Below are 2985 nucleotides of genomic sequence, written 5' to 3'. Positions count from 1 at the left end.
TGACCAACGGGCCCGGCGGACACCGCTACCTGTACGACGACCGCCGCATGGTGGCCACCGGCCAGCTCAACGCCGTCAACCGGGCGTGGTTGCGGATCTCCATGAACGCGAGCACGGGCAACGGCGGCACCTGCTACGGCGACTCCGGCGGACCGAGCCCGCTCGCGCGTTCCTGGCTCAGTACGTCGCGCTTCCCTGAGCGCAGACGACGCGGCGTCCGTTGTACTCGTGGAGCCGGTGACAGGAGTCGAACCCGCGACATCCTCATTACAAGTGAGGCGCTCTACCAACTGAGCTACACCGGCAGGGCCCCGCGACCTCCGGAGCCGCGCCCATCCTAACTGTCGACGCTCTCCGACCGACGCCGCGAGGTCATCCCCAGCTGGGCCAGGAGACCCACGACGAACAGCGCGATGGCTGCGGCGTACCAGGGCCATGCCGGCTCGACGGCAGTGAACGCCCGGTTGATCTGGCGCTCGCTGATCTCACCGACCAGCAGCATCACGCCGATCACCACCAGGATGGCGCCCGACCAGGCGCTCGCGATCACGAGCAGCAGGGATGGGAGTGACATGGCGATCGCGATCACGACGAGCACCGCGGCGACGACCAGACCCACCGTGGTGAGGACCCAGCTGTCGTCCGCGCCGAACACGGCGGCGACCGAGACGCCGAGCACGTACCCCATCGCGCCGACCCAGATCACCACGCCGAGCCAGTACCAGACGTACGCGAGGATGCCGAGCACCAGCGCGCCGACGACCGCGGCGATCCACCCGCCGGGGGTGCCGAGCAGCTCGCCCCCGACTCGCTCCTGCACGATCTCCGCGCCGAGGAAGAAGCCGATGAACGCGCCCGCCAGGGCAATCAGTGCTCGCAGCGCGGTGCCTCCCCAGAAGACCAGGATCGCCCCGAGGCCGATCAGGATCAACGCGAGCACCGACTCGTTCACTCCACCAGCGTCCATGCCCGCGAGCCTAGGACGCCGTGCGCATGTACGCCCCGCGGAAGGGCACCTGTGTGGCATGACCGACAGAGGGGAGCACCCCAAATGACACAACCTGATTCGCGGGCCGACGAGTCGATCGCCGATCTCGTCCGCGACCTGTCCGAGCAGACCTCTCGCCTCGTGCGTGACGAGATGCGCCTCGCGCAGGCCGAGCTCAAGGACAAGGGCACGAAGGCCGGCGTAGGGCTCGGAGGTTTTGGCGCCGCCGGGCTTCTCGCGCTGTACGGCCTCGCCGCCCTCTTCACCGCCATCATCGCGGCCCTGGCCCTGGTGATGGACCTGTGGCTCGCCGCACTGATCGTCGCCGTCGTGCTCTTCATCATCGCGGCCGTGCTCGCGCTGCTGGGCAAGAAGAAGCTGCAGCAGGTGGGATCACCAGTTCCCGAGCATGCCGTGGAGAACGTCAAGGCCGACATCGCCGAGGTGAAGGAGGCGCGCAACCGTGAGCACTGATCCCAACGACATCCAGCGCGAGATCGAAGAGACCCGCGAAGACCTCGGCCGTACGGTGGAGCAGCTGACCGACCGCCTGGACGTCAAGAAGCAGGCCAAGGCCCGCGTCGACGAGGTCAAGTCCGAGGTGAAGTCCGAGGCGGAGCAACGGCTCGAGTACGTCAAGCAGAATGCGCGCGACAACCCGCAGCTCCCGGCGATCATCGTCGGCGGCGTGCTGCTGCTGATCGTGGCGCGGGTGTGGAGGAAGCGCCGGAGCTGAATCTGAGGAGTCCTCCTGGTCGGGTGTCCAAAGTCACGTTCCTGGCGCATACTGGTGCCGTGGCTATTGGACGCTTGCCCAACATGGAGCGACTGGAGCGCCTGACGCGCGACCTCGAGACCCCGTACGCGGTGGTCGACGGGGCCGCGCTCGCGCACAACACCGCCGAGCTCGTACGCCGAGCCGGCGGTGTTCCTGTGCGTGTGGCGTCGAAGTCCCTGCGTGTCCGCGCGATCCTCGACCGCACCCTCGCCCACGACGGCTACGCGGGAGTCATGTCCTACAGCCTCGACGAGTCGATCTGGCTCGCCGACGAGGGACACACGGACCTGCTGCTCGCCTATCCCACGGTGCATCGCGCCGGCCTCCACGACCTCGTCGCGAAGGAGCACCGCTCGACAGCGATCACCGTGATGGTCGACTCGCTCGCGCACCTCGACCACATCGACGCCGTCGTGGGCACCGCCCGCCCCCGGATCCGCGTCTGCATCGACGTGGACTCGTCGCTGGAGCCGTTCCGCCGGGTGCACCTCGGTGCTCGTCGGTCGCCGATCCACAGCCCGGGTGACGCGATCGCGCTCGCCCGGGCGATCACCGCTCGGCCGGGCTACGAGCTGGTCGGCCTGATGTTCTACGACGCGCAGATCGCCGGCCTCCCCGACAGCTCCCCCGCCGTCCGCTTCGTCAAGGTTCGCAGCGCCGCCGACATCGCCGAGCGCCGCGCGCGCATCGTCGAGAGCATCCGCGAGACCACCGACCTCCGCTTCGTCAACGCCGGCGGCACCGGGAGCCTCGAGGTCATGCGCGACGACCCCTACATCACCGAGCTCACCTCGGGCTCGGGCCTGTTCATGCCGACGCTGTTCGACTCCTACGACGCCTTCGAGTCGACTCCCGCGGCGTTCTACGCGCTGTCGGTGGTCCGCAAGCCGACGCCCGACATCGCCACGCTCTTCTCCGGCGGGTACGCCGCCTCGGGTGCTGCCGGCAAGAGCCGGTTGCCCACGCCCGCCTGGCCCGAGGGTCTGTCGCTGATCGGCACCGAAGGCGCAGGAGAGGTGCAGACCCCCGTCCGTGGGCCGGTCGCCCGCAGTCTTCGGCTCGGCGACCGCGTCTTCATGCGGCACGCGAAGGCCGGCGAGATGTGCGAGCGGTTCGACGCCGTGCACCTCGTCCACACCGAGGAGTCGACCCATGGCGCGGCGACCGTCGAGGTGCTGCCGACCTACCGCGGCGAAGGGAAGAACTTCGGATGACCACG

At 68.9% G+C, this 2985-nt stretch carries 4 protein-coding genes and 1 tRNA gene; 3 read left to right on the top strand and 2 right to left on the bottom strand.

Going from position 1 to position 2985, the window contains the following annotated elements; translation table 11 throughout:
- Nucleotides 1–229: 229 nt before the first annotated feature.
- Both PV363_RS16905 and PV363_RS16900 read right to left on the bottom strand, forming a co-directional pair.
- Nucleotides 230–305 (bottom strand) — tRNA-Thr (locus PV363_RS16905).
- 32 nt (nt 306–337) lie between these two features.
- Complete coding sequence (locus tag PV363_RS16900) at nt 338–967, bottom strand: DUF4203 domain-containing protein (RefSeq protein WP_301022966.1); 630 nt, start codon at nt 965–967, stop codon at nt 338–340.
- Between the two features lie 84 nt (nt 968–1051).
- Here PV363_RS16900 and PV363_RS16895 point away from each other — a divergent pair, with 84 nt between their 5' ends.
- The 3 genes from PV363_RS16895 to PV363_RS16885 are packed head-to-tail and all read left to right on the top strand — an operon-like array spanning nt 1052 to nt 2980.
- Nucleotides 1052–1462, top strand: coding sequence for a phage holin family protein (locus tag PV363_RS16895; RefSeq protein ID WP_220366267.1), 411 nt, complete (start codon nt 1052–1054; stop codon nt 1460–1462).
- Nucleotides 1452–1724, top strand: a complete 273-nt coding sequence (locus PV363_RS16890) for a DUF3618 domain-containing protein (RefSeq protein WP_220343388.1) — start codon at nt 1452–1454, stop codon at nt 1722–1724. The genes PV363_RS16895 and PV363_RS16890 overlap by 11 nt, the downstream gene beginning before the upstream one ends.
- Before the next feature lie 59 nt (nt 1725–1783).
- Complete coding sequence (locus PV363_RS16885) at nt 1784–2980, top strand: alanine racemase (protein ID WP_301022965.1); 1197 nt, start codon at nt 1784–1786, stop codon at nt 2978–2980.
- Nucleotides 2981–2985 lie beyond the last annotated feature (5 nt).

Origin of the sequence: Mumia sp., assembly GCF_028803055.1 — a bacterium.
Classification (GTDB): Bacteria; Actinomycetota; Actinomycetes; order Propionibacteriales; family Nocardioidaceae; genus Mumia.
This window is presented reverse-complemented; position numbering and strand designations above follow the sequence as displayed.

Excerpts from the sequence above, each read along its gene's own strand:
- PV363_RS16895 (WP_220366267.1), top strand. The coding sequence starts at position 1,052 with ATGACACAACCTGATTCGCGGGCCGACGAGTCGATCGCCGATCTCGTC.
- PV363_RS16900 (WP_301022966.1), bottom strand. The coding sequence starts at position 967 with ATGGACGCTGGTGGAGTGAACGAGTCGGTGCTCGCGTTGATCCTGATC.